Raw genomic sequence first — 26,112 nt, 5'->3', positions numbered from 1 at the left:
CCTTTTAAACCGTGAACTTGGTCCAGCCCGCGCCCGCTTTGGAAAGCGCAACGGACTGTTCGATCAGCGCCATGCCGCGCAGGCCATCGGCGATGCCGGGGACCAGCGAGCCTTCCTCGCCCCGGATTTGCCGGGCGAAGTCGCGATAGAGATTGGCGAAGGCTTCGAGATAGCCTTCGGGGTGGCCGCCGGGGGTGCGGCTGGCGCGGACGGCATCGGCGCCAAGGCCGGGATCGCCCGCCTGCACCAACTCGCTGCGGCCGTCATCGTGATAGATCCAGAGCATGTTCGGATCTTCCTGACGCCAGCGCAGGCCCGCTTTTTCGCCATAGATGCGGATGGTGAGGCCATTGCGCTCGCCCACCGAAATCTGGCTGGCCAGCAGCGCGCCGCGCGCACCGTTCGCAAAACGCAGCAGGATCTGGCAATCGTCATCGACGCGGCGGCCCGGGACGACGGTGCCAAGGTCGGCAAGGATTTCGCTCACCTGAAGGCCCGTGATGAATTCGGCCAGATGGAAGGCATGGACGCCAATATCGGCCACGCAGCCGCCAACGCCGCTGCGCGCCGGATCGCCGCGCCATTCGGCCTGCTTGCCGGTGTCGGGCTTGGACAGCCAGCCCTGCGGATATTCGACCACGACCTTGCGGATCGGCCCCAGAGCGCCTGCGGCAATGCGCGCACGCGCCTCGCGCACCAGCGGATAGCCGGAATAAGTGTAGGTCAGCGCAAAGGGCTTGCCCGCCTTTTCAACGATGGCGGCCAGTTCATGGGCCTGCGCCAGCGTGGTGGTCGCGGGCTTGTCGCAGATCACCGCGAAACCGGCCTCCAGCGCGGCCTTGGCGGCGGGCAGGTGCATATGGTTGGGCGTGGTGATCGCCACGAAATCAATCGGATCGGCGCGCTTGGCTTCTTCGGCCAGCATGGTGGCGATGTCGGCATAGGCGCGGCTCGGATCGATCCGGTACGCTTCCCCCGCCGCACGCGACTTTTCCGCGCTGGAGCTGAAGGCGCCCGCCACCAGCTCGATCTCGCGGTCCATTTCCGCCGCTATCCGATGCACCGGGCCGATAAACGCCCCCGGCCCACCACCGATCATTCCCATCCGCAAGCGGCGCATTTCACTCTCCTTGGAGACAGGCTATCCTGCCTGTCAATAATCAGAATTGCTATTCTGATTTATTCCTCGCCTCGCCCAATCTGTCAAGTCCGACGGCCACGGGCAGGCATGAAGCGCCCGTGGCCGCCATCGACCTGTTAAGCGACGAATTTGGCCAGATAATCGTGGCTGATCTTCATCGAATCGAACCGGTCGCGCGTGAAGGGCGCTTCCTGTTCGACGTAGAAATTCTCGACTCCCGATTCCGCGCAGGCAGGCAGGATCTTGTGCCAGTTTAGCATGCCGAGGCCGACTTCGGCGGGGTCCTGGCTCAGCGCGTAATTGGTCTTGGTCGAGGCCTTGATGTCCTTGAGGTGGACCATCTTGATCCGCCCCTTGAGGCGACGGATTTCGGCCGCCGGGTCAAGACCGCCCGCTGCCGCCCAGCCCAGATCGAGTTCGAGGAACACAAGCTTGGGGTCAAGCTCGCCCAGCAGCACGTTCCAGCCCGTGGTGCCGCCCTGCGGACGGAATTCCATGTTGTGGTTGTGATAGCCCAGATCAATGCCATAGGGCTTGAGCGCATGGGCGCGTTCGTTGAGCAGCCCGCCCAGACGCTTCCACATGTCCAGACCGCCCGCATCGACCGCCGCGACCAGCGCGGCGCGCATGTCGCCTCCGGCGGCGGGCATTTTGAAGTCGTCGGGCAGCAGCGGCATAGGCAGCACCGCCTTGCGGATGCCCATAGTACCCAGCGCGTCGGCGATTTCCTGCGGGCTGCTCATGAGCGTGAGCGAGCCTGCGGGCAGGCGCTGGGGCATGCCCATGTGGATCGAGCCGAAGCGGACGCCCGCTGCATCGGCATCGGCGCGCAGGTCTTTGGGGCTGCGACCATAGAGGCCGGGCAGTTCAAAGTCGGTGTAGCCCATCGCGGCAAGGCGCTTGAGCGTGCCGCCCAAATCCTTTTGCGCGGCCTCGCCCAGCGCATAGAGCTGGACGCCCAGCGGCTTGTTGATGCGCTTGAACAGCGGCGTGCGCGGGGCGCCAAAGGCGGGAACAGCGGCCGCAAGGCCGGTTGCGCCCATGGCGGCCAACAGGCCGCGGCGATTAAGATTGATGGTCATCAGGCGTCCTCCAGAGCCCCGGCCGGTGCGGCCGTTGGCGGGTGAAAAGCAAAGGCCAGAACCAGCGCGCCAAGCGTGGCGAGGCCGGCAGGCACAAGGAACAGCGTGCGGTAATCGACCACGCCATCAACCCCGGTCAGTTTGGCGACAAGGTTGGGGAAGAAGGAACTGGCCACCATATTGCCGACGCCAAGGATCAGCAGGTTGAACAGGCCCTGCGCGCTCGAACGCACGTCCTTGGGGAAGGCTTCGTCCACGAAGATGTAGACCGTTGCGAAAAAGAAGGCGTAGCAGATGCCGTGCAGCAATTGCACCGCGACAATCGAGGCGACGCTGTCCGACAGGAAGGAGAAGGCGAGGAAACGCGCCGCGTGGCCCAGAATGCCCACGATCATCGTCTTGCGCCAGCCCAGCTTGCCCAGCACCGTGCCCAGCACCAGCATGGTCAGCACTTCGGCGATCTGGCCCAGCGAGAGGACGACCATCGACAGATTGCCCGCGATGCCCACGCGGTTGGTCAGGAACGCGTCGGCCATCACGAAATAGCCGTTATGCACGACCGAATCGATGAAGGTGACGAAGAACAGCACCGCCACGAAGGGCTTTTTGAGCAGGCCCAGCGCCCGGCGCCATGCCAGCGCGTCGACATCATCGCCGCCCTTTTTCGGCGGAGTATGGGGCAGGGTGAGCGAGAAAGCGGCCAGCACCAGCGAGATCACGCCCGACACGATAAAGATCGAGCGGACTTCCTCCGGCCCCGAATGCGCGCCCAGAATGAACACGAAGGGCCAGGAAGCCATCACCCAGCCCACGGTGCCGCCTGCGCGGACCGTGCCGAAATCCTTGCCTTCCTTCAGGTTGGCGAAGGCGATCGTGTTGGTCACCGACAGGGTGGGCACGTAAACAAGGCTATAGGCCAGATAAAAGGCGAAAAACGGCATGAAGGCGGTCGAATAGGCCGCGCCCAGCATGCAAAGGCCGCCGATCACATGGCTGACCGCCAGAAAGCGTTCAGCGGCGAAGTAGCGATCGGCAAAGTGATTCGAAAAGAAGATGCCCACGACCGAGGCAATGCCCCAGCATGAGCCGACAAGTGCCTGTTGTCCTGCGGAAAAGCCGAGCATCCCCATGTAAGGAAACAATTTCGGCGCCCAAGCCCCCCAGATGGCAAGCTGCAATGCCATCATGATGAAAAGGCTTATTTTTCGGGTCTGCGATGAAGTGGTTGTTGACAAGGCCTCGTCCTCTGTCCCATATTTTTGTAAACGTTGCCAGAACGCGATGGCATCGGTCAAGAATCAAATTTCGGGAAGAGGAGAAGATGAGGATGATCGAACTCGATCGCCGTCACATGCTTGAAGGTCTTGCGGCGCTTATCGGCCTGTCGGCGCTGCCCGCCGATGCCCTTGCGGCTGCTGCGAAAAAGCCTCCTCTGCTGGACGCCCCCACCACCGCGCTGCTGGCCGCGGTCAGCGACACATTTATCCCGCGCACCGACACGCCCGGCGCGGTTCAGGTCAAGGTGCCCGCCACGGTTGACGCGCTGCTGCGCGATTGGGCCAATCCGGCCCATCGCGCCGCGCATCTGGCCGCGCTCAAGGCCATCGACACGGCCGCGCGCGCCAAGACGGGCAAGCCCTTTGCCCTGCTGACCCCGGCGGCGCGCAAGACGTTCCTGACCGGCTATGATCTGGAGAACTTCTCCAATCCCGATTACTACAAGCTCAAGGACCTGCTGGTCACCGCCTATTACATGAGCGAACCGGGGGCCACGGTCGAATTGCGCTACGAGCATGTGCCCGGCGCGTGGGAGCCTTCGATTCCCCTGACCAAGGACACGCGTGCATGGGCCGGTCACAACGTCGGCTGATAAGAATTCTGGGAGAGTAAAATGTTCGACGCCATTGTTATCGGCTCTGGGATGAGCGGCGGGATGGCCGCCAAGGAATTGTGCGAACTGGGCCTGAAGACGCTCGTGCTGGAGCGCGGCCGCAAGATTGAGCATGGCGCATCCTATAATGACTGGATGCAGCCGTGGGACCTGCCCAATGGCGGGGGCGTGCCTGAGGAAGTGCTGGAAAAGGACTATCCGATCCAGCGCCAGTGCTATGCGGTCAACACCGCGACCCAGCAATATTGGGTCAAGGACAGCCAGCACCCCTATGAAACGCCTGAAAACAAGCCCTTCAGCTGGATTCGCGGCTATCATCTGGGCGGGCGCTCGATCATGTGGGGGCGTCAGACCTATCGCCTGTCCGAAATGGACCTCAGCTCGAACGCGCGCGACGGGCACGGCGTGGACTGGCCGATCCGTTATGCCGATCTGGCGCCGTGGTATGACAAGGTGGAAACCTTCATCGGCGTGTCGGGCGAAAATGATGGTCTGGCCCAATTGCCCGATGGCAAGTTCCTGCCCGTGATGCCGATGACCGATGGCGAAAAGCTGTTCAAGACGGCGGTGGAAAAGAGCTTTGCGGGCCGCAAGGTCATCATGGGCCGCTGCGCCCACCTGACCCAGCCCCAGCCGCACCATATCGAGCTGGGCCGCAATCCGTGCCAGTATCGCTCGCTGTGCGAACGCGGCTGCTCGTTCGGCGCTTATCATTCCAGCCTGTCCTCCTCGCTGCCCGCCGCAACGCGGACCGGCAATCTGACGCTGGTGACGGATGCCATCGTGCATTCGATCATCACCGATCCGAAAACCGGCAAGGCCACCGGTGTTCGCGTTATCGACCAGAACACCAAGAAGGCCACGACCTATGAGGCCAAGGTGGTGTTCCTGTGCGCTTCGACCATCGGCAGCGCGCAGGTGCTGCTGCAATCGGGCAATGAAGCCAACCCGCGCGGTCTGGCCAACAGTTCCGATCAGGTGGGCCGCAATCTGATGGACCACGTTTATGGTCCGAGCGTGATGGCGGTGATGGATGGCCCTGAAACCTTCCACCGCGGCCGCCGCCCCAATGGCATCTACATTCCGCGCTATCGTAACCTTGATGGTCAGACCGAGAGCTATCTGCGCGGCTATGGCTATCAAGGCCGGGTGATGCGTCAGGGGTGGCATGGCGTAGCCATGGGCGCGCCGGGCGTGGGCGCCGAGCTGAAGGAGCGCATTCGTCATCCGGGCACATGGATGGTCGGTCTGTCGGGCTTTGGCGAAATGCTGCCCAATCCGGAAAACCGCGTCACGCTGAACGCGACCAAGAAGGATGAATGGGGCCTGCCGCTGCTCAACATTCATTGCGAGCATGGCGAGAATGACAAGGAACTGGGCCGCCGCATTCTGGAGGACGCCAAGGCCATGGTCACGGCCGCAGGCGGCCGCATCATCAAGGAAAGCGGCAAGCTGCACCCGCCGGGCCTTGGCATTCACGAAATGGGCACCGCGCGTATGGGCCACGATCCCAAGACCAGCGTGCTCAACAAGCACAATCAGGCCCATGACGTGCCCAACCTGTTCATCACCGACGGCGCGGCCATGACGTCGAGCGGTTGCCAGAACCCCTCGCTGACCTATATGGCGATGTCGGCTCGGGCCGCCAATTACGCTTCGGAACTTCTGAAAGCGGGCACGATCTGATAGAAGGAATACAGCAAAGCGTGGTCACCATTCGCGATATTGCCAAGCGTGCAGGCGTTTCGGTGGCCACGGTTTCGCGGACATTGCGAGAGCCGGAGGCGGTTCGTCCGGCCAAGCGCGATGCGGTCAATCAGGCGATTGAGGAAATGAAATACGTGCCCAACGCAATTGCCCAGCAATTGCGGCGGCCACGTCATGAAGCGATCATTGTGATCGTGCCCGAAATCGCCAACCCGTTCTTTTCCGAGATCGTGCAGAGCATCGAGAATGTTGCGCATGAGCTGGGCTATCGAGTCTTGATCGGCGAGACGCAGGGTAAGCAGGAACGCCTTGATTATTATGCCGAAATGGTCACATCACGGGTGGCGGACGGGTTGATTCTGCTCGGCTCGCTGCTGCCCTCGGTGGTGCGCGCCACGGTCAAGGCGGGCAAGCCTTTGCCGATCCCGTTGGTGCTGGCATGTGAAAGCTATGCCGGGTTGAATTGCCCCCATGTGGGGATCGACAATGTGGCCGCGGCCAAGCTGGCGGTGCAGCATCTGATCGCGATGGAGCGCAAGAGAATCGCTACGATCACCGGGCCGATGGTCAATTCGCTGTGTGCGGACCGTTTGCGCGGCTATCATTCGGCGATGGTCGAGGCCGGATTGACTCCGGAGGCCGGGTGGATCGTCGATGGCGATTTCTCGATCGAATCGGGCCATACCGCGATGCTGCGCCTGCTCGAACTGGAATCGCGGCCCGATGCGGTGTTTTGTGCCAATGACGAAATGGCGATCGGCGCGCAGCAGGCGATTCATGAAAAAGGCCTGACGATTCCGGACGATATAGCCATTGTCGGCTTTGATGATCTGCGCTTTGGCGCCTATGCTTCGCCGCCTTTGACGACTATTCGTCAGCCCACCAATGAATTGGGCGAAACGGCGATGCGGATGATCGACGCCATGTTGCATGATAAGCCCCTTACAGAGCAAAGTGTTGTATTGGCGCATCAGTTGATCGTCCGTCGATCTTCCGGGGCCCAGGAGCGTCTTGCATCGAATAAGTGAAGTGGTTAGAGGATACAGAACAGAAAGCGCGGAGCCAATCGATTGGCCCGGCTCCAATGGAGAGGATGGAAAGGGGTTTGCGGCTTTACGCCGCATTTATTTCCCGAAGTTTTGAAAACGATACCAAGCCTTACTCTTGTCGCGACGGACGAGAGCTAGGGGGCAATCCGCAGCAGGTCATTGTCCAATTGATAACGTTTTCAACCGATGGCCGCTGTCCCTGACGCTGTATTTGCGGCGGCGGGACGGCAAATTGAATTGCTTAAACAGGAGAGGGATAGGCAATATGAAGTTCGCACACATTCTTGGAGCATCCGTGCTCGCGCTGGCCATTGCCGGCCCTGCCATGGCGCAGGAAACCAAGGTCAGCCCCGACGGCGACATCATCGTGACCGCCACCCGTTTTGAAACGCTGGCGTCCAAGACCCCGATCGCGCTGACCGCCGTTTCGGGCGATGCGCTGCGCACCGCGGGCATCACCAACCCGACCAATCTGGGCGATCAGGTCCCCAGCGTGATGATCAACCGTAACAACGGTCTGCAGATCACCATTCGCGGCGTGACCAGCTCGGACGGCACCGAAAAGGGCGATCCCTCGGCCGCCTTCATGATGGACGGCGTTTATATCGCCCGTCAGCAGGCGCAGGAAACCAGCTTCTACGACATCAGCCGCGTCGAAGTTCTGCGTGGTCCCCAGGGCACGCTCTATGGCCGCAACACCACGGCCGGCGCGGTCAACCTGATCACCAACCGTCCCACCTTCGACAAGGTGAAGGGCGACGTGAACGTCGCCTATGGCAACTATAACAACACCCAGGCGGGCGGCGCGATCAACGTGCCCGTGACCGACAACCTGGCGGTCCGCGCGGCGGTCAACTATGACCATCGCGACAGCTTCCTCAAGGCCGGTGCCAACCTGTCGGATCTGAACCTCTCGCCGTTCAAGGATGTGTTCTCGGGCCGTCTGTCGGCGCTGCTCAAGTTCGACCACGGTGAACTGCTGGTTCGCGGCGACTATAACCAGATGAAGGGCATCAGCTCGAACGCGCTGCCCACCAGCAACTTCTATTCGGGCTACACCACCAACACGGTGATGCCGGTCTATACCGCCAACGGCAAGTCGAACGCCCAGCTCCTGACGCTGAACGCGCCGACCGCCGATGGTCTGCCCCAGCGGGTCTTGGCCGACAACCTGCGCCGCAACAACGCCACCTATGGCGTCGATGTGGACTTCAAGTATGACTTCGGCGCGGTGACGCTGAACTATCTGGGTTCGTATCGCGAATTCAAGCGTCACGAAGGCAACTACAGCTATTACGGCCCGGCCAGCGCGGTCAACGTGGGCGGTCTGGCTCCCAACAAGTTCGACGGCTGGTACTGGCAGAACAGTCAGGAACTGCGCCTGTCGACCAACGGCACGGGTCCGTTCCGCGCTCAGGCCGGTGTGTACTACTTCAAGGAACGCGCCGACATCCAGCTGGCCATCTATGATCGCACCAACGGGGCCACTGGCCTGCGTTATGCGCCTTCGGATGTCGGCTATGTCTTCGCCTTCCCGCAGCACTATGTGATGTCCTCGTCGGTGGCCGGTTTCGGTCAGGTGACCTATTCGCCCAACGAAAAGCTGCACATCACGGCTGGCGGTCGCTACACCAAGGATGAAAAGGCCCGTACCGGCGCCACCGTCCAGTGCGCCTATACCATCGCCTGCAACAACACGGGCGACATCGTCACCCCGAACATTGCCAAGCGTTCGTATGAAAAGGCCACCTGGAAGGTCGGCGTCGATTACAACCTGAACGCGGCCACCATGCTGTTCGGCACGATCTCGACCGGCTACAAGGCCGGCGGTTTCAACGACGGTTGCGAAGCCGGCACCGGCACGGGTTGCACGCTGCCCGCCAGCACGCTGTACTATCAGCCCGAAACGCTGACCGCCTATGAAATCGGCGCCAAGGCCCGTCTGCTCGACAACAAGCTGCGTCTGAACTTCTCGGCCTTCCACTATAACTACAACAACCTGCAGCTGACCCAGGTCGGTCCGTTCTGCGCCGGCGGCACCCAGTGCACCCAGACCACCAACGCTGCTTCGGCCAAGGTGGATGGTATCGAAGCTGAAGCCGCTTATAACATCGTCAAGAACGGCAAGCTCGACGTTCAGCTCTCGCTGCTCGACGCGCGTTACGGCACGTTCTATCCCAATGCCGCGACCTATCCGACGCTGAACCTGGCCAACACCCGTCTGGACCGTTCGCCCACCACCACGCTGACGGTTGGTTACACCCACACGGTGCCGTTGGCCAATGGCGGCGAAATCATTGCCGGTGTGCGTTCGAAGTATTCGTCGAGCTACAACATGCTGGCTCTCTCGATCTACAGCCGCTTCGTTCAGCCTTCCTATACGCAGACCGAAGTCAACGTGACCTATAACTCGCCGAACAAGGTCTATTACGTTCAGGCCTACGGCAAGAACCTGGAAAACAACCTGCTCGTCACCGCCGTTGGCGCGGGCGTGAACGGTACGCTCCAGGTTTCGGACCCTCTGATGTATGGCGTTCGCGCCGGCTTCAAGTTCTGATAGTAACCTAACCCTGACCTGTGGCCGGGCTGTCCTTTGGGCGGTTCGGCCACCTTTATGTCTGAAGCCCTTTTATTGGCTCAATTCGGGAGAGAATGTCTTATGCTGCGCAAAACCGTTGTGATGTCATCTCTCCTTGCGCTTGCTGCCCCTCTGGCGGTTCATGCCGCCGCGCCGAAAAAGCCCGCTCCCAGTCAGCCTGCGGTGGAAAGCCGCGGCAAGGCGATCATCACGATCAAGGGTCTGCGTTTCCGCGACCTTGACGGCGATGGCAAGCTGACCCCCTATGAGGACTGGCGTCTGTCGCCTGCCGTGCGCGCCGCCGATCTGCTGGCCCGCATGAGCATCGAGGAAAAGGCGGGCCAGATGCTGCATGGCACACTGCCGGGCCTTGGCGGCGCGATCGGTCAGTCGAACAAGGGCTATGATCTTGAAGCGGCCGCGCCCATGCTGCGCGAAAAGCATATTTCCAGTTTCATCACCCGTTTGCCGCTGGCCCCGGCCGCGATGGCGGAGCAATCGAACGCGGTGCAGGCGCTGGCCGAGGCCACGCGCCTTGGCATTCCCGTCACCATCAGCGCCGATCCGCGCAACCATTTCCACCATGTGCTGGGCGCGGGCGAGAGCGCGACCGGCGTGACGCAATGGCCCGAACTGCTGGGCCTTGGCGCGCTGGGCGATGCCGCGCGGGTCAAGCGTTTTGCGCAAATCGCGCGCATGGAATATCGCGCCGTCGGCATTCAGGAGGCGCTGAGCCCGCAGGTCGACCTGGCCAGCGAGCCGCGCTGGAGCCGCATCACCGGCACTTTCGGCGCTGATCCGCAGGTCGCCAGCGTGCTGGGCGGGGCCTATGTGCAAGGCTTTCAGGGTGCCCCCAATGGGCTGGCCCGCAATGGCGTGATGACCGTTGTCAAGCACTGGGTCGGCTATGGCGCGCTGCCCGAAGGGTTTGACAGCCACAATTATTACGGCCGCATCGCCAAGCTGACCACTGCCCAGCTCGACATGCATATTGCCGCCTTCAAGGGCGCGCTGGCGGCGGGTTCGGCGGGGATCATGCCGACCTATCCGATCATCACCGGCCCTAAGCCGCTGGGCAAGGATCTGGAGCCTTACGGTGCGGGCTACAGCCGCGTGCTGCTCAACGATCTGCTGCGCGGCAAGCTGGGCTATAAGGGCATCATCCTGTCCGACTGGGCGATCACGGTGGATTGCAACGAGCGTTGCAGCAACCCCACCGCCGAAAACCCCCAGCGCCCGCAGGATATTTCCACCGCTTGGGGCGTGAACGATCTGACCGTCGAACAGCGCTATGCATTGGGCATCAAGGCAGGCATCGACCAGTTCGGCGGCACGCAGGACGTGGCCCCGCTGCTTTCGGCGATCAAGGATGGGCTGATTACCCCCGCGCGCGTCGACGAATCGGTGCGTCGCATTCTGGTCGCCAAGTTCGAGCAGGGGCTTTTCGACAATCCCTATGTCGATCCGGCCGCCGCCGCGCGCATGATCGCCAATCCGGCCAACCACGCCCTTGCCGCCCAGACCCAGCGCGAGGCGCAGGTCCTGCTGACCAACAAGGGCCTGCTGCCCGTCGCGCCGAAAGGCAAGAAGGTCTGGCTGTTCGGCGTTGAGCCCAAGGCCGCGCAGGCCGCCGGCCTGACCGTGGTGAGCGATCCGGCGCAGGCCGATTTCGCCGTGGTGCGCGCCGAAAGCCCGTCCGAAATGCTTCACCCCAACCATTTCTTCGGCAGCCGCCAGAAGGAAGGGCGCCTGGACTTCCGCGATGGCGATGCCGCCTATGACGCGCTGAAATCCGCCAAGGCGGCGGGCAAGCCCACGGTCTTTGCGATCTTCCTCGACCGCCCGGCGATCCTGACCAATGTGGTGGACAAGGCCGACGCCATCCTCGCCAATTTCGGCGCCAGCGACGAGGCCGTGCTCGACATCGTGCTGGGCAAGGCCAAGGCCAAGGGCCATCTGCCCTTCGAACTGCCGTCGAGCATGGCGGCGGTGGAAAGGCAGGACCCGGCCGTTCCCAATGACAGCGAGAAGCCGCTGTTCAAGCATGGCGCCGGTCTTTGATACTGGCGGGCCTTTGATCCATGCTGGCGGCTGACATCTGGCTGCTGGGCATCAGCATCGGCGGGATCGCTCTGGCGATCCTGCTGATTGCGCGGCTGGGGCTGCATCCGTTTCTGGGCCTGCTCTCGGGGGCTTTGGCCACGGGCCTTGCCGCGCAATTGCCGCCCGACAAATTGGCCCAGACCATCGAGAAGGGCTTTGGCGACATCCTGCGCGGCACGGGCATGGTGGTGGCGCTGGGGCTGGGCCTTGGCGCGATGCTGCAGATTTCGGGCGGGGCGCGGGCGCTGGCCAAGGCGGTGCTGGACCGCACCGGCGATCGCTACGCCACGCTGGGTGGATTGGTGGCGGCGCTGCTGATCGGCATGCCGCTGTTTTTTGAAACCGGCACGGTGCTGCTCTTGCCGATCATCGCGGCGGGCATGGCCGACCGTGCCCAATCGGGCAGCCTGCGCCTACGGGTGATGCTCTCCACGCTGGCGGGCCTGTCGGTACTTCATGCGCTGATGCCGCCGCATCCGGGGCCGTTGATCGCGGTGCGCGAACTGGGCGCGGACCCGGCGCGCACGATGCTGCTGGGCCTGATTGCGGCGGTGCCCACCGCGCTGATCGCCGGGCCTTTGCTGGCGCGGATCACCACGCGCGGGGTGATGACGGAAAATCTGCCGCTGATCGAGCCGGATGAGGGGCTGGCCACGCCTGCATGGCGGGCGCTGATCGTGCTGCTGCTGCCGGTGGGGCTGATCGCGGCGGGGGCCTTGATGCGGATGGGCGGGGGCGAATTGCCGCCCGCCGTCGCGCTGGTGTCCGATCCGGTGGTGGCGCTGCTGATCGCCAATGGGGCGGGGCTGGCGCTGCTGCTGGGGCCGCGCATGGCAGATCGCACCCTTCAGGACATGATCTGGCGCGAGGCGATGCTGCCTGCGGGGGGCATCCTGCTGGGCATCGGCGCGGGCGGTGCGTTGAAACAGGTGCTGGTCGATATCGGCCTGCCCGCGCTGTTTGGCCGTTTGGCGCAGGCCAATTTCGTCGGGCCGGTGGTGATGGCATGGCTGGTGGCCGCCGCGATCCGCGTGGCGACAGGTTCAGCCACGGTGGCGACAATCACCGCCTCGGCCATCATGGCGGGCGTGGTGGGCGGGCATCAGATCGACCCCAGCCTGATCGTCATGGCCATCGGCGCGGGATCGGTGTTCTTCTCCCACGTCAATGATCCGGGCTTCTGGCTGGTCAAAGCCTATCTTGGCACCAGCACGCGCGACACGTTCCGCACATGGTCGATGCTGGAAAGCGCGATCTCGGTGGTGGGGCTGGGCTGTGTGCTGCTGCTGGCGCAGGTGGTTTAAGGCCGAGCGTATTTCACCACGCCCGGATCGATCTGGTTCGCGCCGATCACGATTCGTCCGCCCGACCAATCGCGCACGAATGCAGGCCCGCGCGGCGCGCCCGGCGCCATTTTCAGCGTGTTACCCTCGATCACCAGCCCATCGGTGGGGTGGTCGCGGCTCTCGGCGGACAGGGCGATGATCGTGCCGGGGTTCTCCTTGCGTGGCCCTTGCACCATCCAGTTGCCCGAAATCCGCCCGGTGCTGCCCGCGGGCAGGTCGATCAGATAGTTCGAATTGCGCCCGCCCGTGTCATCGATCACATTGTCGCGGATGTCGACCACGCGGGCGCGCGCCTTGATGTAATGCCCGCCATCGCCCATTTCGAAACGCGAATTGGTGATCGTCACCCGGTCGTAAAAGTTCAGATAGACCGAATGCGCGCAGGACAGGCCCCGGTCGCAGCGGCCCAGATGGGTGAAGGTCGAATGGTCGATGGCAATCGTCCCGCGCGGGTCATTGTTGGCCAGAATGCCCTCGTCGCTGTCCTTGAACCAGCTTTGCGTGACCGCCAGATTGCCATGTTCGAGGCGGATGCCCGAACCATTGCCGTCCTGATGGCGCATATTGGCAAAGATCAGCCCCTCCACGCGTGAGGATCGCCCGCGCAGCACCAGCGCGGCCTTGTCTTCGCACAGGCGGCCGTCAAAGATCGTCTTGCCCGGCACGGCGGCGACGAAGCGGACATCGCCTGCGATCTGCGCCGCGCAATCGCGCCAGCGGCCGGAATCGATGCGGATCGTGCCGGTCTTGTCGCCAATGGCGAAAAGCGCGTCCTGCAGCCGGTTGAACTTCTGTCCCGTCTCGACCACCGTATAGGGGCTGGTCTGCTGATAGGCAGCCTGAGCATGAGCCAGAGCAGGAGCGCATAGCGCGGCGAGCAGGAGGATGGGGCGCTTCATGGCCCCCGGCTTTAACGGCCGCGCGTTAAAATCCGCCCAACGGCCTGCGCTATCCTCGACGGCCACCGTATAGGCCAGCGCGCGCAGTGGTCGCAATTCCCGCAGATGCGCGGCGGATCATCCCCGAAATGGCGCAGCAAGACCTCGCGGCGGCATCCCCATGTGCGGATCAACCGCTCCATGGCCCGCCAGCGCGCCTCCTGTCCGCGTTCATTGTCGCTGGCGATGGCGCGGTGAAGGCCGCCTTTGAGATCCTTGTCCTGCCACAGCAGCAGTGCCAAGGCGGGGCGCCCATCGCGTCCGGCCCGGCCCGTTTCCTGATAATAGGCCTCGACCGATAAAGGCGGGACAAGGTGGACGATGAAGCGCACGTCCGGCTTGTCCACCCCCATGCCAAAGGCGATGGTCGCCACCATCACCGCGCTGGGGCTGTCGAAGAAGCGTTGCTGATGGGCGCGGCGTTGTTCGGGGCGCATCCCGGCGTGATAGGGCAATACGCGGCGGCCTGTGCCGGACAGCGCATCGGCGGTCTTTTCCACCTCGGCGCGGGTGCGGGCATAGATGATGCCGGGGCCGGGATTGTCCGCCAGCACCTTGCGGATTTGGGCCAGCGTGTCGCCCCGGCGCAGGACGGCATAATGGATGTTGGGCCGGTCATAGCCGCCGATGATCCGGCCCTCAGGGGGAATCGCGAAATGCTCTGTGATGTCGGCGGCGGTATGCGCGTCCGCCGTGGCGGTCAGGCACAGACGCGGGGTGGGATGGGCGTTCAGCAGGGGCAGCAGGGCGCGATAATCGGGGCGGAAATCATGGCCCCATTCCGATACGCAATGCGCCTCGTCCACGGCGAACAGGGCGATGGGGATGCCCGCCAGAAGCGCCGCGAAATCATCGCGCGCGGCCCTTTCGGGGGCGACATAGAGCAGGTCGAGTGCGCCGCGTTTCAGCAGGTCGATGGTGCGGGGCTGATCCTCGTCGGCGCTGGTCAGGGTGGCGGCGCGCAATCCGTGGGCCTTGGCCGCGCGCATCTGGTCCTGCATCAGCGCGATCAGCGGGCTGATGATGATCGCCGTGCCGGGCAGCAGCAGCGCGGGCAATTGATAGGTCAGCGATTTGCCGCCGCCCGTGGGCATGACCGCCAGAGTATGCCCGCCCGCCATGACACGCTCGATGATCGCGCGCTGGGTGGGGCGGAAATCATCATGGCCGAAATGCTCGCGCAGCGCGGCCGTTAATTCATCCATGGTCACGTATGACGTGCAGGAAAGCCTCGCCATAGGCATCGAGCTTGCGCGCGCCCACGCCCGAAATCTGCGCCATCTCATGCATCGAGCCGGGCCGGTCGCCGGCCATCTGGCGCAGGGTGGCATCGTTGAAGATGACATAGGGCGGCACTTTGGCTTCGGCCGCCAGATCGCGGCGCAGGGCGCGCAGCGCCTCGAACAGGGGATCGCCGCTGGGGTTAGGGGTACTGCCCCGGTCGCGGCGACTGCTGGAACGGGTGCGGGCCGGGGGCTGGGCCATGACAAAGGCCATCTCGCCCTTGAGGATCGCGCGCGCATCGCCCGATAATTGCAGCCCGCCATGCTCGGTCGCCTCAAGGCATCCGCGCGCCTGTAATGCGCGGGCGAGGGGACGCAACAGCGCGGCTTCCTCGCCCGAGACGATGCCATGGACCGAGAGCGTATCATGGCCGCGCTTCACAATCAGCTCGTCCGCCGCCCCGGTGAGGACATTGGAGACATAGCCCAGCCCGAACCTCTGCCCGGTGCGATAGATGGCCGAGAGCAGCTTGCGCGCCAGCTCCGTCACCTCGATCACCTTGGGCGGGTTGAGGCAATTGTCGCAATTGCCGCATTGGGCGGGCGCGTCCTCGCCGAAATGGCGGCGCAAAAGGGCGCGGCGACAGCCCGCCGTTTCCACCAGCGCGGCCATGCTGTCCAGCCGTGTGCGCTCGCCCGACTGGCGATCGGGTTCGACCTCGGAGATGCGCTGGCGGGCGCGGACGAAATCCTCGGCGCCCCACAGCATCAGCGCCACCGCCGGATCGCCATCGCGCCCTGCGCGGCCGGTTTCCTGATAATAGGCCTCGATGCTCTTGGGCAGGCCCGCATGGGCGACAAAGCGCACATCGGGCTTATCAATCCCCATGCCAAAGGCGATGGTGGCCACCATCACCATGTCTTCGCTGGCGACAAAGGCGGCCTGATTGGCGGCGCGCACTTCGGGCGGCAGGCCCGCGTGATAGGGCAGCACCCGCCGCCCGGTCGCGCCCAATTGCTCGGCCAGTTTTTCCACGCCCGCGCGCGTTCCGGCATAGACGATGCCGGGGCCGGGAACCTCGGCCATCAGCGTCTTGACCTGCGACAGAGGATTGTCGCGCGGGGCGATGCGATACTGGATATTGGGCCGGTCAAAGCCCGAAACGATCAACCCGTCCTCGGGAATGCCCAATTGTTCGAGAATGTCGCCGCGCGTATGCGCGTCCGCCGTCGCCGTCAGCGCCAGACGCGGCACATCCGGGAACGCATCCATCAGCGGGCGCAGCAGTCGGTAATCGGGCCGGAAATCATGGCCCCATTGCGATACGCAATGCGCCTCATCAATGGCGAACAGGCCGATGTGGGATTGTTCGAGCAATTCCCGGAAATGCGGCTGGCTGGCGCGTTCGGGCGCGACATAGAGCAGGTCGAGCGATCCATCGCGCAGCGCGGCCATCGTCGCGCCGCGATCCGTGTCGGCGCTGGTCAGGCTGGCCGCGCGGATGCCATTGGCGCTGGCCGATCGCAATTGATCGTGCATCAGCGCGATCAGCGGCGAGATCACCACGCAGACGCCGGGCAGCATCACCGCGGGCAATTGATAGGTCAGCGATTTGCCCGCGCCCGTCGGCATCACCGCCAAGGTTGAATGCCCCGCCAATATGCGGCCCACCACATCCTCCTGCACCCCGCGAAAGGCGGAGAAGCCGAAGATGCGGTGCAAAGTGTCGAGCGGGTTGAGCGTCTGGGTGTTCACGCGCCTGCTATGGCAGAGCCGGGCGAGGAGCGAAACTTCTTCGTCGCGGAAAAAGGACCCGTCCCATGGGCCTTCCCCCCGATAGGCAATAGTGCGGGGCAAAGGCTTGGGCGCAAATTCATCATCTTGCTTCACACAATTGCGACCCAGCAAGGCAGGCGCTCCATGACCAGCATGACCGACATCGAGAATGAAGCCGTCGAAGAGGAGGTTCCGCTCAGCGAGGAGGACGTGCTGCATCTGATGGTGGCGCGGCTTTGCGATGGGCTGGATCATCCCGAGATCTGGGAAGATCTGCCGATTTTCCTTCAGCATTTCCCCGGCCTGCATCAACGCCTTGATCATTCGCAGGCCAATAACACCAAGGGGCGGCTGGCGCTGGATGTCTTGCGGGCCGTGGCGGGGGCCGTGGCCAGGTTGGGGGATGATCCCCTTGCGGCTCGCGCGGCCATCGCCCGGCTGGCTGCGGCGCACAGTCTGTCGGCGCTGGTTCAGGGGGCGGTGTTCTTCATTGAATCGCGCATCGATCCCGACAATCCCAAATATGATCTGACGGACCGCTTCTGCCCCACGCCTTTTGAACAGATCGACGTGCTTGATGGCAGCACGCATCTGTGCTGCGCCAGTTGGATCACGCAAAGTTCGGGCAATCTGGGCGAGCGTCCATGGCAGGACGTGTGGAATTCCAACGAATCCATGGACATCCGCCAGAGCATTCAGGACGGCTCCTATCGTTATTGCAACAAGACCGCATGCCCGCGTATCGCATCGGGCACGCTGCCCAAGCGCACGGATATTGCGGCCAGAAACAGCTTCTGGGCCGAGGTGGTCGAGGGGCGGCTGACCCGGATGCCGCGCGGGCCGGGGCGGGTGAATCTGTCCTATGACCAGACCTGCAACCTTTATTGCGAAAGCTGCCGTTCGCACAAAATCGCCTCGGACAGCGCCAAGCGCGAGAGCTTTGCCCGGATGCAGGAGGAAAAGATCCTGCCCATGCTGAAAGACGCCCAACTGGCCATCGTGACCGGATCGGGCGACCCGTTTGCCAGCAAGAATTTCCGCCAGTTGATCGAGCGGATGACGGCGGAGGAATTTCCCGATCTGCGCTTTCAGGTGATGACCAACGCCATGCTGCTGACCGAGCGGGAATGGGCGAATTTCCCCGCGCTGCACGAACGCACCGCCCATTTGCGTATCAGCATCGATGCGGCCACCGGCCCCACGCATGAAAAACTGCGGCGCGGCGCCAAATGGGATGTGATGGAGCGCAATCTGCGCTTCGCCTCCCAGTTGCGCTTTACCGGGCAGGTGAAAAGCCTCGATCTCAGCTTTGTCGTGCAGGTGGATAATTACCGCGAGATGGGCGATTGCGTCGATCTGGCGCGCTGGTTGGGCGCGGACAATATGGATTTCCTGCGCCTGACGAATTGGGGTACGTTCAGTTCGAACGAATATGCCGCGCGGGCGGTTTTCCTGCCCCAGCATCCCCAGCATGAGACGTTTCTGGCGGTGATGGCCGATCCGCGCCTGCGCGATCCCATTGTGCGCCTGTCCGATCTGGCCGATTTCGCGCCCAAACAATAGGGCGGGGAGCGCAAGGCCCCCCGCCTTCATACTCAGTCGAGATTGGGCCGCAGCCAGCGGCGGGTTTCCTCGATGGTCTGCCCGCGCCGCTCGGCATAATCGGCCAACTGGTCCTCGCCGATGGTGGCGACGCCGAAATACTGGCTTTCGGGATGGGCGAAGTAGAAACCGCTGACCGCCGCCGTGGGCAGCATGGCCTGCGATTCGGTCAGCACCAGCCCGGCATTGTCGCCCGCCTTCAGCAAATCGAACAGGATCGGCTTCAACGTATGGTCCGGGCATGCCGGATAGCCGGGCGCCGGGCGGATACCGCGATATTGCTCGCGGATCAGCGCCTCATTGGTCAATTGCTCGCCCGCCGCATAGCCCCACAACTCGCGGCGGACATGGGCGTGCATCCTTTCGGCAAAAGCCTCGGCAAAGCGGTCGGCCAGCGCCTTCAACAGGATGTCGCTGTAATCATCATGGTCGGCCTTAAAGCGGGCCAGATGCGGCTCGATCCCGTGGATGCCCACGGCAAAACCGCCCAGCCAGTCGTCGGACGTATCGATGAAGTCGGACAGGCAGAAATTGGCGCGGCCTCGGCTCTTGATGAACTGCTGGCGCAGCATGGGCAGGCGCGTGCCGTCGTCGAGCAGGATATCGTCGCCCTCGCGATGCGCAGGCCAGAAGGCGCAGACGCCGCGCGCGGTCAGCCACTTTTCCTCGATGATCTGGGCCAGCATCTTTTGCGCATCGGCATAAAGGCTGCGCGCCGATTCCCCGACCACCTCATCGTTCAGTATCGCCGGATAGGTGCCCGCCAACTCCCATGCACGGAAGAAAGGCGTCCAGTCGATATAATCGACCAGATCCGTCAGGCTCCAGTCGTCATAGCGATGCAGGTCGGGCTTGGCCGGAGCCGGGGCCTTTTGCGCGGCGTCGATCACGAAAGCATTGGCGCGCGCGTCCGCAATCGAGAGCAGTTTGGAACCGCCCTTGCCCGCCCGCGCGATCCGCACGGCTTCATATTCATCGGCGGTGGCGGAAATAAACCCATCGGCCTGCGTGTCCGAGAGCAACTGGCTGGCCACGCCCACCGCGCGCGACGCGTCGAGAACATGCACCACCGGTCCGTCATAGGCCGGATCGATGCGCAGCGCGGTATGCACCTTCGAGGTCGTCGCCCCGCCGATCAGCAGCGGGATAGTCATCCCCGCCCGCTGCATTTCCTCGGCCACGGTCACCATTTCGTCGAGCGAAGGCGTGATCAGGCCCGACAGGCCGATGATGTCGGCCTCTTCCTTCTGCGCCGTCTCGATGATCTTGCTCCACGGCACCATCACGCCAAGGTCGATCACCTCATAGCCATTGCATTGCAGGACCACGCCCACGATGTTCTTGCCGATGTCGTGAACGTCGCCCTTGACGGTGGCCATGATGATCCGGCCCTTGGCCTTGGCGCCTTCTTCCTTGGCCGCCTCGATGAAGGGGATGAGGTGCGCCACGGCCTTTTTCATCACGCGGGCCGATTTCACCACCTGCGGCAGGAACATCTGGCCCGAACCGAACAGGTCGCCCACGCGGTTCATGCCCGCCATCAGCGGTCCCTCGATCACCTCGATCGGGCGGGCGTGGAGGAGGCGGGCCTCCTCGGTGTCCTCGACGATATAGGCGTCGATGCCCTTGACCAGCGCATGTTCGAGACGCTTGACCACATCATAGGAGCGCCATTCCTCGGCGGCCTTTTCCGCCGCCTTGTCCTGCCCCTTATAGCTTTCGGCCAGAGCGATCAGGCGCTCGGTGGCGGTCAGTTCGCCCTCTACAGGGCGCATCAGGATCACATCCTCGACCGCATCGCGCAGGGCCGGGTCGATCTGGTCATAGATGTCGATCTGGCCCGCATTGACGATGGCCATGTCCATCCCCGCCGGAATGGCGTGATAGAGGAACACCGAGTGCATCGCCCGGCGCACGGGTTCATTGCCGCGGAAAGAGAAGGACAGGTTCGACAGGCCGCCGCTGATATGGACATGCGGACAGGCCGCCTTGATGTCGCGGCAGGCCTCGATGAAGTCGAGCGCATAGCGGTCGTGCTCCTCGATGCCGGTGGCGACGGCAAAGACGTTGGGGTCAAAGATGATGTCTTCGGCGGGGAAAGCATTCTCGGTCAGCAGCTTGTAGGCGCGGCAGCAGATTTCCACCTTGCGCTCGCGCGTGTCGGCCTGGCCCTTTTCGTCAAAGGCCATGACCACCACGGCCGCGCCATAATCCATGCATTTGCGCGCCTGGGCCAGGAATTGCTCCTCGCCCTCCTTCATGCTGATCGAATTGACGATCGGCTTGCCCGAAACGCATTTCAGCCCCGCCTCGATCACGTCCCATTTGGAACTGTCGATCATGATCGGCACGCGGGCGATATCGGGTTCCGACGCGATCAGCTTCAGATAGGTCGTCATCGCCTCATGGGCGTCGAGCAGGCCCTCGTCCATGTTCACGTCGATGATCTGCGCGCCATTATCGACCTGCTGGCGCGCCACTTCGACGGCCTTGGCGTAATCGCCCGCCAGAATCAGCTTCTTGAACGCCGCCGAGCCGGTGACATTGGTGCGCTCGCCGACGTTAACGAAGCGGGCGGAGGATTGAGTTGTCATCGAAAATTCCAGCGATCAGGCGAAGATAAAGGGTTCAAGACCGGCAAGGCGCGTCACCGGCGTCAATTCGGGCAATTGCCGCGAGGGCAGCCCGCCCACCGCGCGCGCCATCGCCGCAATATGCGCAGGCGTCGAACCGCAGCATCCGCCAAGGATGTTGACCTGTCCGGCATCCGCCCATTCCTTGACCAGACCCGCCGTGGTTTCGGGCAGTTCGTCATAGGCGCCCAGCTCATTGGGCAGGCCCGCATTGGGATAGACCATGATGAGCGTATCGGCGATTTCCGACAGGGCCTTTACATGCGGGCGCAACTGCGTGGCCCCGAAAGAGCAGTTGAGGCCAATGGTGACAGGCCGCGCATGGCGCACCGCCCACCAGAACGCCTCGACCGTATGGCCCGACAGATTGCGGCCCGACAGGTCGGTCAGCGTCATCGAGAGCATGATCGGGATTTCCCGGCCCAGCTTTTGCTCGACATGGCGCACCGCCATCACGCCCGCCTTGGCGTTCAATGTATCAAACACCGTCTCGATCAGGATGAAATCGGCCCCGCCTTCGACCAGCGCCTCGACCTGCTGCGCATAGACATCGACCAGATAGTCCCAGTCGATCTCGCGATAGCCGGGATCGTTGACGTCGGGGCTGAGCGAAAGCGTCTTGTTCGTCGGCCCGATGGCGCCCGCCACAAAGCGGGGGCGTCCATCCTTCGCGGTGAACTCATCGGCCACGCGGCGGGCCAGTTTCGCGCTTTCCACATTGATTTCGCGCACCAGATGTTCCGCCCCGTAATCGGCCTGCGAAATGCGGTTGGCGGAAAAGGTGTTCGTCTCGGCAATATCGGCCCCGGCGGCGAAATAGGCGCGGTGGATCGCCTCGGGCACCTCCGGCTTGGTCAGCGCCAGAATGTCATTATTGCCCTTCTGATCGTGGCTCAGGCCCAGCGAACCGGCATAATCGGCCTCGGACAGGCCGTAATTCTGGATCTCGGTGCCAAAGGCGCCATCAGTGATGAGAATGCGGCTGGCGGCCTGTTCGAGCAGGGCCTTGCGGGCAGCAGAGGGAATCAGGGACATATCAGGCAGCCTTTACTTGGGCGACGCGGGCGGGGTTGGGGCGCACCCCCAGCAGATGGCAGATCGCATAGGACAATTCGGCGCGGTTGAGCGTGTAGAAGTGGAAATCACGCACCCCGCCGGCATAGAGCTTGCGGCAGAATTCGGCGGCAATCGTCGCCGCCACCAGCGCGCGCGCAGGCGGATGGGTGTCCAGCCCGGCAAACAGGCCCTCCATCCACGCCGGGATCGCCGCCCCGCAGGCGTCCGCGAATTTGCGCGTCTGGGCGAAATTCGACACCGGCAGGATGCCCGGCAGCACCGGCGCGTCGATGCCCGCTGCGGCCAGACGGTCGCGGAACCGGAAGAAGGTTTCCGGCTCGAAGAAGAACTGGCTGATCGCGCGGGTCGCGCCCGCGTCCAGCTTGCGCTTCAGATTGTCGATGTCCGCATCGACATCGGCCGAATCGGGGTGTTTTTCCGGATAGGCCGCGACCGAAATCTCAAACGGCGCCACGCGCTTCAAGCCCGCCACCAGATCGGCGGCATTCTGATACCCCTCCGGATGGGGCACGAAAGGCGCGCCCGGCTGGCCCATATCGCCGCGCAGCGCGACGATATGGCGAACCCCGGCCTCCCAGTATGCTTCGGCCACGGCATTCACCTCGGCCTTGGTGGCGTCCACACAGGTCAAGTGCGCGGCGGCGGGCAGGCGCGCCTCGGAAATGATGCGCGCCACCGTGCCATGGGTGCGGTCACGCGTGGTGCCGCCCGCGCCATAGGTGACTGAGACAAAGGCCGGATCGAGCGGGGCCAGCGTTTCCACCACTTCCCACAATTGCGCCATCATCGCATCGCTCTTGGGCGGAAAGAATTCGAACGATACGCGAATATCGCCCGGCAGCCCGGCAAACAGCGGCGCGTCCAGCGCCTTGCGGGCCTCGTTCAGCGCTTCATAGCTGGCGTTCATGCGGAAACCTTTGCATTGCTTGGGGCGGTGCCTGCGCTTTCGGGCAGGCGGCGCCCGGTCCAGATCTTGACGGTCAATTGCCCGCCGTTCAGCGCCAGCGGCGCATCGGCGGAGAATCCTGTGGCGGCAAACCATTGCGCCATCTGCTCGTCGGAAAAGCCGAGGCGGGCGTGGGCATGGGTCGTGCGCAATTCTTCATGGGCATGCGCGGCCAGATCGACGATGGCCAGACGCGCGCCGGGCCGGGCCACGCGGGCGGCCTGGGCCAGCACCAGTTCGGGGGCCTGAGCATAATGCAGCACCTGATGCATGAGCAGCGTGTCAAATGCGGCATCGGCAAAGGGCAGGGCGGCAAAATCGCCCTGCACCAGATCGACCTTGCCTGCGGGCAGATCCTGCAAGCGGGTGCGTGCGATGCGCAGCATGTCGGGGCTCTTGTCCAGCGCGGTGACATGGGCGGCGCGGGGCGCGAAACGTTGCGCCATCCGCCCCGTGCCCGTGCCGATGTCCAGCAATTGGCCCAAGGACGCGGGCAGCAGGCGGCCCAGCGCTTCCTCGACTGGTTCATCGGGGCTGAGCAGCGAGCGGATCTGGTCCCATTCCCCGGCATGACGGGCGAAATATTGGGCTGAGGCCGCCTCGCGCCCGGCGCGGATCGCGGCCAGTTGGCGGCGGTCCTCGGCGCATTGCGCGGCGAAATCCTTGTCCTCATCCTCAGCAGCGGCCAGCAGGCGGGCGCTGGCGGCGCGCAGGGATGGGCCATCGGCGGCAAAGGGGGCGATTTTCAGGAACACCCAGCTGCCCTCCTTGCGCCTTTCGGCAAGGCCCGCATCGCACAGGATCTTTACATGGCGCGATACGCGCGGCTGGCTCTGCCCCAAGACCTGCGCCAATTCGCCCACGGCCAGCTCCATCGCGGCCAGCAGGCGCATGATGCGCAGCCGCGTGGGATCGGCCAGCGCGCGCAAAAGAGGGTCGATGAGCAGGTTCTGTGTCATGGCTGATAGGGCATATAAAGATATCTTTATATGATTACAACCACTACCATGATAGGAATATACCTAGCTTGATACACCCTTGCCTTTTGGGCGCGTGGGCCTACCTAATAAGGCCAGTTTATAGCCCCATAACGTGAGGATTCCCATGATTTCGCAACGCCAACGCGCTCTTGCTTTTGCTGTTGTCGCCTCGCTGGCGGTGGCCGCCTGCGGCAGTTCGGACAAGGCGGCCGATGCGGTGACGCCCGAAAACGTGGAAATGCCCGCCGAATCGGCGCTGGCCCCGGTTGATGCCGCGCCTGCGGCCGACTCTGCCGCCGCCGCATCGGCCGCCCCCACCACCACCGAAGGCGTGGCCGCCGCCGCAGGCCAGGCTGCCGCCGACGTGGCGGCCGCCGCCGCCGCCGCAGGCGCCGACATCAGCCCCACTCCGGCACCCGCCAAGAAGCCCTGATCTTTGATGAAAAAATGGCCCGGCCAAGGGGGATGCCTCGGCCGGGCCAGTTCGATGGCGTGGTATCGAAAGACCACCAGCCCATCGGGTCGCTGAACAAGTGTTAATGTTGGCCCCGGCCCGCCGCATCCCATGATTATGGTATAAAAGAAATTTTATACGTGGCGGTCTGAGGGCGATCCGGCCCAATGCTGGATGCCCAATGCTGGACTGGGGCCCCGGCCTTGCCTATGACACCGCCATGCCCCGCATCCCCGTCACCCGCTCGATCAGCCTCGATGAAAGCGAACTCGTCGAAAGCACGACCCGATCCTCCGGGCCGGGCGGACAGCATGTGAACACCACAGACAGCGCGGTCATCCTCAAATTCGATGTCGCAGCCTCGCCATCGCTGCCCGATGCGGTCAAATACCGCCTTGCCCGCATCGCCGGGTCGCGCATGACCGCCGAGGGCGTGATCGTCCTGCGCTCCGAAGGCTCCCGCTCGCAATTGATCAACCGGCAGGATGTGCGCGCGCGCCTGATCGCCATGATCGTCGAGGCCACCTTTGTCCCCAAGGCCCGCAAGGCCACCAAGCCCACCAAAGCCTCGCAAACCCGGCGCATGGACGGGAAATCGCGGCGGTCTTCGGTGAAGGCGGGGAGGGGGAAGTGGAAGGAGTAAGGGTATGCCTCCGGCGGGCAAAGGGACTTGTCCCTTTGCAATCCCGTTAATGGGGTTGTGTGCCGGTTTGTGGGTGGGGTTTCTTTATAAAGCCTGCGGCGCGGCGGACTAGCGCTGATGGGCGCCGCAGGCTTTCAATTTATAACGCTGCGTCCGACACCTAAGGCCGAACCCCATACGCAACGAAGACAGTAACGGGAGCGCGAGGGTCTAGACCCTCGCATTATCCTCACTCCCCGTGATCTTCCTGTTCTTCCTTCTGTTCCCAAACCTTGGTCAGATCGATCCCTTCCTCAAACCCCAGTTCGACGAAATCTTCCGGCATGGGCGCCACGGCATGGATCGGCGGCTTGCCCTCGCGCAGCACGGTCAGTTCGACCGCATGGAGCATCGTGCGGCCCGCCCCGGCGCCATCGCCATAGATCGGATCGCCCAGCAACGCCGCGCCCAGCCCCTTTTGCGCATGGACGCGGATCTGGTGGGTGCGGCCGGTTTCGGGGCGGAATTCGACCAGCGTGAGGCCATCCACTTCGGCGATCTTACGCCAATGGGTGACGGCGGGCTTGCCCTCATGCGAGGCGACGATGCGCCATCCGCCATATTTGCTGGAGGTTTTGAGCAGGTTGAGCGAAATCGTGCCCGATTCCTTGCGCACCGGCCCATTGACCACGCCAAGGTAGCGCTTGGACACGACGCGCGCCTCGAAGGCGGCGCAGAATCGTTTATGCGCCTTGGGATTGCGCGCCAAGAGCAGGCAGCCCGACGTATCCTGATCGAGGCGATGGACCGGCAAAGGCTCGCGCGCGAAGCCAAGGCGCAGATCGGGAAGGAAATCTTCCAGAGCCACGCCGCCCTTGCGCGGACGGTCGAGGGGCAAGCCGGCGGGCTTGTTGACGATAAGGGCTTCGCCGTCTTCAAACAGGATGGGAATGTTCATTCCCA

At 63.5% G+C, this 26,112-nt stretch carries 20 protein-coding genes; 9 read left to right on the top strand and 11 right to left on the bottom strand.

The features are described from left to right. Window positions 1–4 precede the first annotated feature (4 nt). The 3 genes from GGR38_RS19750 to GGR38_RS19740 all read right to left on the bottom strand — a co-directional run bounded on the left by GGR38_RS19750 (window position 5) and on the right by GGR38_RS19740 (window position 3,458). Window positions 5–1,120, bottom strand: a complete 1,116-nt coding sequence (locus GGR38_RS19750; protein WP_183627955.1) for a Gfo/Idh/MocA family protein — start codon at window positions 1,118–1,120, stop codon at window positions 5–7. A gap of 137 nt (window positions 1,121–1,257) precedes the next feature. Beyond that, window positions 1,258–2,223 (bottom strand): sugar phosphate isomerase/epimerase family protein, encoded by a 966-nt coding sequence (locus GGR38_RS19745; protein WP_183627953.1) that lies wholly within the window; start codon window positions 2,221–2,223, stop codon window positions 1,258–1,260. After that, window positions 2,223–3,458 (bottom strand): MFS transporter, encoded by a 1,236-nt coding sequence (locus tag GGR38_RS19740; RefSeq protein ID WP_281379464.1) that lies wholly within the window; start codon window positions 3,456–3,458, stop codon window positions 2,223–2,225. The genes GGR38_RS19745 and GGR38_RS19740 overlap by 1 nt, the downstream gene beginning before the upstream one ends. A 92-nt stretch (window positions 3,459–3,550) precedes the next feature. Here GGR38_RS19740 and GGR38_RS19735 point away from each other — a divergent pair, with 92 nt between their 5' ends. From GGR38_RS19735 to GGR38_RS19710, 6 genes are all read left to right on the top strand, one after another. Then, the gene (locus GGR38_RS19735) at window positions 3,551–4,093 is read left to right on the top strand and encodes a gluconate 2-dehydrogenase subunit 3 family protein (protein WP_172340200.1); all 543 of its coding nucleotides are present in this window, start codon (window positions 3,551–3,553) and stop codon (window positions 4,091–4,093) included. 21 nt (window positions 4,094–4,114) lie between these two features. Further along, on the top strand, window positions 4,115–5,800 hold the full coding sequence (locus GGR38_RS19730; RefSeq protein WP_183627950.1) for a GMC oxidoreductase: 1,686 nt from the start codon (window positions 4,115–4,117) through the stop codon (window positions 5,798–5,800). A 20-nt stretch (window positions 5,801–5,820) separates the two neighbouring features. Continuing rightward, a complete protein-coding gene (locus tag GGR38_RS19725) occupies window positions 5,821–6,849 on the top strand; it encodes a substrate-binding domain-containing protein (RefSeq protein ID WP_183627947.1) in 1,029 nt (342 codons plus the stop codon). Window positions 6,850–7,135: 286 nt separating this feature from the next. Next, window positions 7,136–9,427 (top strand): TonB-dependent receptor, encoded by a 2,292-nt coding sequence (locus tag GGR38_RS19720; RefSeq protein ID WP_183627945.1) that lies wholly within the window; start codon window positions 7,136–7,138, stop codon window positions 9,425–9,427. A gap of 123 nt (window positions 9,428–9,550) precedes the next feature. Then, window positions 9,551–11,509: a glycoside hydrolase family 3 protein gene (locus tag GGR38_RS19715; RefSeq protein ID WP_221227166.1), complete on the top strand. Its 1,959-nt coding sequence runs from the start codon at window positions 9,551–9,553 to the stop codon at window positions 11,507–11,509. Window positions 11,510–11,529: 20 nt separating this feature from the next. Beyond that, window positions 11,530–12,855, top strand: coding sequence for a GntP family permease (locus GGR38_RS19710; RefSeq protein ID WP_183627941.1), 1,326 nt, complete (start codon window positions 11,530–11,532; stop codon window positions 12,853–12,855). Here GGR38_RS19710 and GGR38_RS19705 read toward each other — a convergent pair. Genes GGR38_RS19705 through recQ form a run of 3 tightly spaced genes read right to left on the bottom strand, consistent with a single transcriptional unit; the run spans window position 12,852 to window position 16,814 of the window. Next, window positions 12,852–13,796 carry a right-handed parallel beta-helix repeat-containing protein gene (locus GGR38_RS19705; protein WP_183627940.1) on the bottom strand — a complete coding sequence of 315 codons (945 nt, stop codon included), beginning with the start codon at window positions 13,794–13,796 and terminating at the stop codon, window positions 12,852–12,854. The genes GGR38_RS19710 and GGR38_RS19705 overlap by 4 nt on opposite strands. Before the next feature lie 11 nt (window positions 13,797–13,807). Further along, window positions 13,808–15,040, bottom strand: coding sequence for a RecQ family ATP-dependent DNA helicase (locus tag GGR38_RS19700; protein ID WP_183627938.1), 1,233 nt, complete (start codon window positions 15,038–15,040; stop codon window positions 13,808–13,810). Continuing rightward, complete coding sequence (gene recQ / locus GGR38_RS19695) at window positions 15,033–16,814, bottom strand: DNA helicase RecQ (RefSeq protein ID WP_343059182.1); 1,782 nt, start codon at window positions 16,812–16,814, stop codon at window positions 15,033–15,035. The genes GGR38_RS19700 and recQ overlap by 8 nt, the downstream gene beginning before the upstream one ends. Window positions 16,815–16,979: 165 nt before the next feature. Here recQ and GGR38_RS19690 point away from each other — a divergent pair, with 165 nt between their 5' ends. Next, window positions 16,980–18,398, top strand: coding sequence for a radical SAM/SPASM domain-containing protein (locus GGR38_RS19690; protein ID WP_183627934.1), 1,419 nt, complete (start codon window positions 16,980–16,982; stop codon window positions 18,396–18,398). A 32-nt stretch (window positions 18,399–18,430) separates the two neighbouring features. On the opposite strand, the gene metH is transcribed toward GGR38_RS19690, so the two are convergent. Genes metH through GGR38_RS19670 form a run of 4 tightly spaced genes read right to left on the bottom strand, consistent with a single transcriptional unit; the run spans window position 18,431 to window position 24,052 of the window. Beyond that, window positions 18,431–21,031 (bottom strand): methionine synthase, encoded by a 2,601-nt coding sequence (gene metH / locus GGR38_RS19685; protein ID WP_183627931.1) that lies wholly within the window; start codon window positions 21,029–21,031, stop codon window positions 18,431–18,433. A 15-nt stretch (window positions 21,032–21,046) separates the two neighbouring features. After that, the gene (locus GGR38_RS19680) at window positions 21,047–22,105 is read right to left on the bottom strand and encodes a homocysteine S-methyltransferase family protein (protein WP_183627929.1); all 1,059 of its coding nucleotides are present in this window, start codon (window positions 22,103–22,105) and stop codon (window positions 21,047–21,049) included. A 1-nt stretch (window position 22,106) separates the two neighbouring features. Continuing rightward, entirely contained in the window at window positions 22,107–23,054 is a 948-nt protein-coding gene (metF, locus tag GGR38_RS19675; protein ID WP_183627927.1) for a methylenetetrahydrofolate reductase [NAD(P)H], read from the bottom strand. After that, on the bottom strand, window positions 23,051–24,052 hold the full coding sequence (locus tag GGR38_RS19670) for an ArsR/SmtB family transcription factor (protein WP_246405068.1): 1,002 nt from the start codon (window positions 24,050–24,052) through the stop codon (window positions 23,051–23,053). The genes metF and GGR38_RS19670 overlap by 4 nt, the downstream gene beginning before the upstream one ends. A gap of 145 nt (window positions 24,053–24,197) precedes the next feature. Here GGR38_RS19670 and GGR38_RS19665 point away from each other — a divergent pair, with 145 nt between their 5' ends. Further along, complete coding sequence (locus GGR38_RS19665; RefSeq protein ID WP_183627925.1) at window positions 24,198–24,506, top strand: hypothetical protein; 309 nt, start codon at window positions 24,198–24,200, stop codon at window positions 24,504–24,506. A gap of 241 nt (window positions 24,507–24,747) precedes the next feature. Further along, window positions 24,748–25,170 (top strand): alternative ribosome rescue aminoacyl-tRNA hydrolase ArfB, encoded by a 423-nt coding sequence (gene arfB, locus GGR38_RS19660; protein ID WP_183628033.1) that lies wholly within the window; start codon window positions 24,748–24,750, stop codon window positions 25,168–25,170. Window positions 25,171–25,399: 229 nt separating this feature from the next. Here the strand turns inward: arfB and GGR38_RS19655 are convergent, their stop codons facing one another. Continuing rightward, complete coding sequence (locus GGR38_RS19655) at window positions 25,400–26,107, bottom strand: RluA family pseudouridine synthase (RefSeq protein ID WP_183627923.1); 708 nt, start codon at window positions 26,105–26,107, stop codon at window positions 25,400–25,402. Window positions 26,108–26,112 lie beyond the last annotated feature (5 nt).

It is taken from the genome of Novosphingobium sediminicola (assembly GCF_014196525.1).
GTDB classification, from domain to species: Bacteria; Pseudomonadota; Alphaproteobacteria; order Sphingomonadales; family Sphingomonadaceae; genus Novosphingobium; species Novosphingobium sediminicola.
The sequence above is the reverse complement of the archived record's forward strand: the minus strand, read 5'-3'. Positions and strand labels throughout refer to the sequence as shown.

Bases quoted from the DNA above. Each gene is read 5' to 3' on its own strand.
- GGR38_RS19730 (WP_183627950.1), top strand. From the start codon at position 4,115: ATGTTCGACGCCATTGTTATCGGCTCTGGGATGAGCGGCGGGATGGCC.
- metF (WP_183627927.1), bottom strand. From the start codon at position 23,054: ATGAACGCCAGCTATGAAGCGCTGAACGAGGCCCGCAAGGCGCTGGAC.
- GGR38_RS19710 (WP_183627941.1), top strand. From the start codon at position 11,530: ATGCTGGCGGCTGACATCTGGCTGCTGGGCATCAGCATCGGCGGGATC.
- GGR38_RS19735 (WP_172340200.1), top strand. From the start codon at position 3,551: ATGATCGAACTCGATCGCCGTCACATGCTTGAAGGTCTTGCGGCGCTT.
- GGR38_RS19700 (WP_183627938.1), bottom strand. From the start codon at position 15,040: ATGGATGAATTAACGGCCGCGCTGCGCGAGCATTTCGGCCATGATGAT.
- GGR38_RS19745 (WP_183627953.1), bottom strand. From the start codon at position 2,223: ATGACCATCAATCTTAATCGCCGCGGCCTGTTGGCCGCCATGGGCGCA.
- GGR38_RS19670 (WP_246405068.1), bottom strand. From the start codon at position 24,052: ATGACACAGAACCTGCTCATCGACCCTCTTTTGCGCGCGCTGGCCGAT.
- GGR38_RS19720 (WP_183627945.1), top strand. From the start codon at position 7,136: ATGAAGTTCGCACACATTCTTGGAGCATCCGTGCTCGCGCTGGCCATT.
- arfB (WP_183628033.1), top strand. From the start codon at position 24,748: ATGCCCCGCATCCCCGTCACCCGCTCGATCAGCCTCGATGAAAGCGAA.
- GGR38_RS19680 (WP_183627929.1), bottom strand. From the start codon at position 22,105: ATGTCCCTGATTCCCTCTGCTGCCCGCAAGGCCCTGCTCGAACAGGCC.
- metH (WP_183627931.1), bottom strand. From the start codon at position 21,031: ATGACAACTCAATCCTCCGCCCGCTTCGTTAACGTCGGCGAGCGCACC.
- GGR38_RS19690 (WP_183627934.1), top strand. From the start codon at position 16,980: ATGACCAGCATGACCGACATCGAGAATGAAGCCGTCGAAGAGGAGGTT.
- GGR38_RS19715 (WP_221227166.1), top strand. From the start codon at position 9,551: ATGTCATCTCTCCTTGCGCTTGCTGCCCCTCTGGCGGTTCATGCCGCC.
- GGR38_RS19705 (WP_183627940.1), bottom strand. From the start codon at position 13,796: ATGAAGCGCCCCATCCTCCTGCTCGCCGCGCTATGCGCTCCTGCTCTG.
- GGR38_RS19750 (WP_183627955.1), bottom strand. From the start codon at position 1,120: ATGCGCCGCTTGCGGATGGGAATGATCGGTGGTGGGCCGGGGGCGTTT.
- GGR38_RS19665 (WP_183627925.1), top strand. From the start codon at position 24,198: ATGATTTCGCAACGCCAACGCGCTCTTGCTTTTGCTGTTGTCGCCTCG.
- GGR38_RS19655 (WP_183627923.1), bottom strand. From the start codon at position 26,107: ATGAACATTCCCATCCTGTTTGAAGACGGCGAAGCCCTTATCGTCAAC.